Annotated in this window: 4 protein-coding genes; 2 read left to right on the top strand and 2 right to left on the bottom strand. The window is 72.0% G+C overall.

The window, feature by feature from the left end; translation table 11 throughout:
* Positions 1-726: translocation/assembly module TamB domain-containing protein (locus FV222_RS23025; RefSeq protein ID WP_187277438.1), on the top strand; the 726-nt coding region annotated here is incomplete at its 5' end.
* Positions 727-824: 98 nt separating this feature from the next.
* On the opposite strand, the gene FV222_RS23020 is transcribed toward FV222_RS23025, so the two are convergent.
* Both FV222_RS23020 and FV222_RS23015 read right to left on the bottom strand, forming a co-directional pair.
* Entirely contained in the window at positions 825-1,166 is a 342-nt protein-coding gene (locus FV222_RS23020; RefSeq protein ID WP_147752525.1) for a hypothetical protein, read from the bottom strand.
* Positions 1,167-1,361: 195 nt separating this feature from the next.
* On the bottom strand, positions 1,362-1,775 hold the full coding sequence (locus tag FV222_RS23015) for an EF-hand domain-containing protein (RefSeq protein WP_147752526.1): 414 nt from the start codon (positions 1,773-1,775) through the stop codon (positions 1,362-1,364).
* 205 nt (positions 1,776-1,980) lie between these two features.
* On the opposite strand from FV222_RS23015, the gene FV222_RS23010 reads away from it, so the two are divergent.
* Positions 1,981-2,481, top strand: coding sequence for a peptide deformylase (locus tag FV222_RS23010; RefSeq protein ID WP_147815727.1), 501 nt, complete (start codon positions 1,981-1,983; stop codon positions 2,479-2,481).
* Positions 2,482-2,509: the final 28 nt, after the last annotated feature.

The following is a 2,509-nucleotide window of genomic DNA, read 5'->3' as shown; positions in this document are numbered from 1 at the left end:
GGCAAGCCCGCCGTGCCGTTCGACGCCACCCTCGACGTGGCGGTGTCGGCCCCGAACCGCATCTTCGTGCGCGGGCGCGGCATCGACGCCGAACTCGGCGGGAGCTTGCGCGTGACCGGCACCTCGCGCGACCCGACCGCCAACGGCGCGTTCGAGCTTCGGCGCGGGCGCCTCGCGGTGATCGGGCAGCGCCTCGACTTCACCCGCGGCCGCGTGACCTTCGGCGGCGCGATCGCGGCGCCCGACCTCGACTTCATCGCCGAGACCAAGGCCACCGACATCACCGCCCGCATCGCGGTCTCGGGCCCGGCCGACAGCCCGGTCTTCGCGATCTCCTCGGACCCGAGCCTGCCGCAGGACGAGGTGCTGTCGCGGCTGCTGTTCAAGAAGGCGTCGGGCAGCCTGTCGCCGTTCCAGGCGCTGCAGCTGGCGCAGGCCGTGTCGCAGCTCTCCGGCGGGGCAGGGGGCGTCGACGTGTTCGAGGCGGCGCGCAAGGGCCTCGGCCTCGACAGCCTCGACGTCTCGACCGGGACCAGCGGGGGCCCGGCCCTCGGCGCCTCGCGCTACCTCAGCGACCGCCTCAGCGTCGGCATCAAGGCCGGCGCGAAGCCCGCCGACACCGGCGCCACCATCGACTACGACGTGACGCGCCGGGTGAAGATCCAGGGCGAGGCCGGCAGCGACGGCCGCACCAGCGTCGGCGTCGGCGCGGAATGGGAGTACTGACGCCGGGCCACGCTGGCGCCTCGCCGGACGATGCTCTCAACGGCTGCGAGGTCGCATCGTCCTCACGCGAGCCGGCATTCGCCTCGCTTGAAGATGCCCTAGTGGCAGGCGATGCCGGCCTTCTTCGGGCCGATCGCCTGGGCGAGGCGGCGGCCGACATGCAGCATCGCCTTCTCGACCAGGGCGAGCGTCGCCGCGTCGTCGTCGAGCTTGGCATATTCGTGGGCGACGATCAGGCCGTCGGCGATGCCTTCGAGCAGGCCGACCCGTTCGGCCGCCGGGTCGATCGCCTCGGGCGCCGGCGCCTCCGCGACCGGCGTCGCGCAGCGATCGAGGACCGCCTGCGAGGCCTCGACCGTCTTGCGGGTCTCCTCGATGATCTCGCGCATCTCGGCGACGAGCGAAGGCTGGACCGCGACCTTCGGGTGATCGATGCTCATGCTGTACCTGCCCCCACGACGACGGCAGATTGCATCCTGTGGTTGATATTCGTCAACAGAATTCGCATGCCGCGCGACTCGCACGGCCCATCGCGCGGCGTGAGCGCCGTCCGAACGCGAACGAGCCGCACCCGTTTCCGGGGCGGCTCGTCGGGGCCGTCAGCTTCGCGACCCCGCAGGGTCGCGCCGGGAGACTTACTTGATCAGCGTCAGCAGGGCCTTGCCGGCGGGGGACTTCAGCTCCTTGGCGTCGAGGGTGCCGTCGCCGTCCGGGTCGGCGGCCTTGAAGCGGTCGGCGACGGCGGCGAGGTATTCCTTCTTGTCGACCGTGCCGTCCATGTCCGGGTCGGCCTGCTTCAGGCCGGCGACGCTCAGGCGCCCCTTCAGCTCCTTCTTGTCGAGGGTGCCGTCGGAATCCTTCTCGAGGCGGTCGAAGGTCGCCGAGGCGGTGGCCTCGATCTCCTTCATGTCGACGGTGCCGTCGTTGTCGGTGTCGATCATCTTGACGGCCTGCGCGCCGCTCATCGGCTTGGCGAACGCGACCGGGGCGGCCAGGGTGGCGGTAGCCAGGACGAGGGCGGCGAAGCTGTTGGAAAGACGAAGGGTCATTGCCGAATTCTCCCGAAACGTGTTGCGCGAAATCCCTACGCGTGCCTCTTGCACCGCACAAGCGCTTTTTCGATCTCATCGCTGAGGTTGCCCCGCGCGCCTGCGGGGACGGCGGTGCGGACGGGAGCCCAACGCGGCATTCCCCGCGGCGTTGCGGTATCCCCTCCGAATTGCCCGTCCCCCCGAGCCGCGAGATCCCGACCCGATGGCCGCCCGTCCGCTGATCCTCTATCCCGACCCGCGCCTCGACCTGCCGTCGGAGCCGGTCGGGGCCTTCGACGCCGACCTGCGCGACCTCGCCCGCGACGTGACGGAGGCCCTCGATGCGGCCGCGGCGGCCGGGTTGACCGCCGCCCATCTCGGGGTGCGGCGGCGCCTCGTCGTGCTGCGCCCGGAGCCCGGTGGCGCGGCCACGGTCTACGTCAACCCGGAGATCGTCGAGCGCTCGCCCGAGCGCGCCACCGCCCGGGAGGGCAGCGTCTCGATGCCCGGCGTGTCCGAGCCGGTCGAGCGGGCGGCCACGATCCGGGTGCGGTTCCACGACCTCGACGGGATCGCGCGTGAGGAGGCGGCGGACGGGTTCCGGGCCGCCTGCCTCCAGCACGAGATCGACCAGCTCGACGGCGTGTTCTGGATCGCGCGGCTCTCGCGCGTGCGCCGGGAACGGGCGGTGAAGCGCTTCGCCAAGCTGCGGGCGCAGGCCTGAATCCGCCCCCGTCGCGACGCCCCGGGCC

Origin of the sequence: Methylobacterium sp. WL103 (assembly GCF_008039885.1) — a bacterium.
GTDB lineage: Bacteria > Pseudomonadota > Alphaproteobacteria > Rhizobiales > Beijerinckiaceae > Methylobacterium > Methylobacterium cerastii.
Note: the sequence above shows the minus strand (reverse complement) of the source record. Positions and strands in the feature narration are given on the sequence as shown.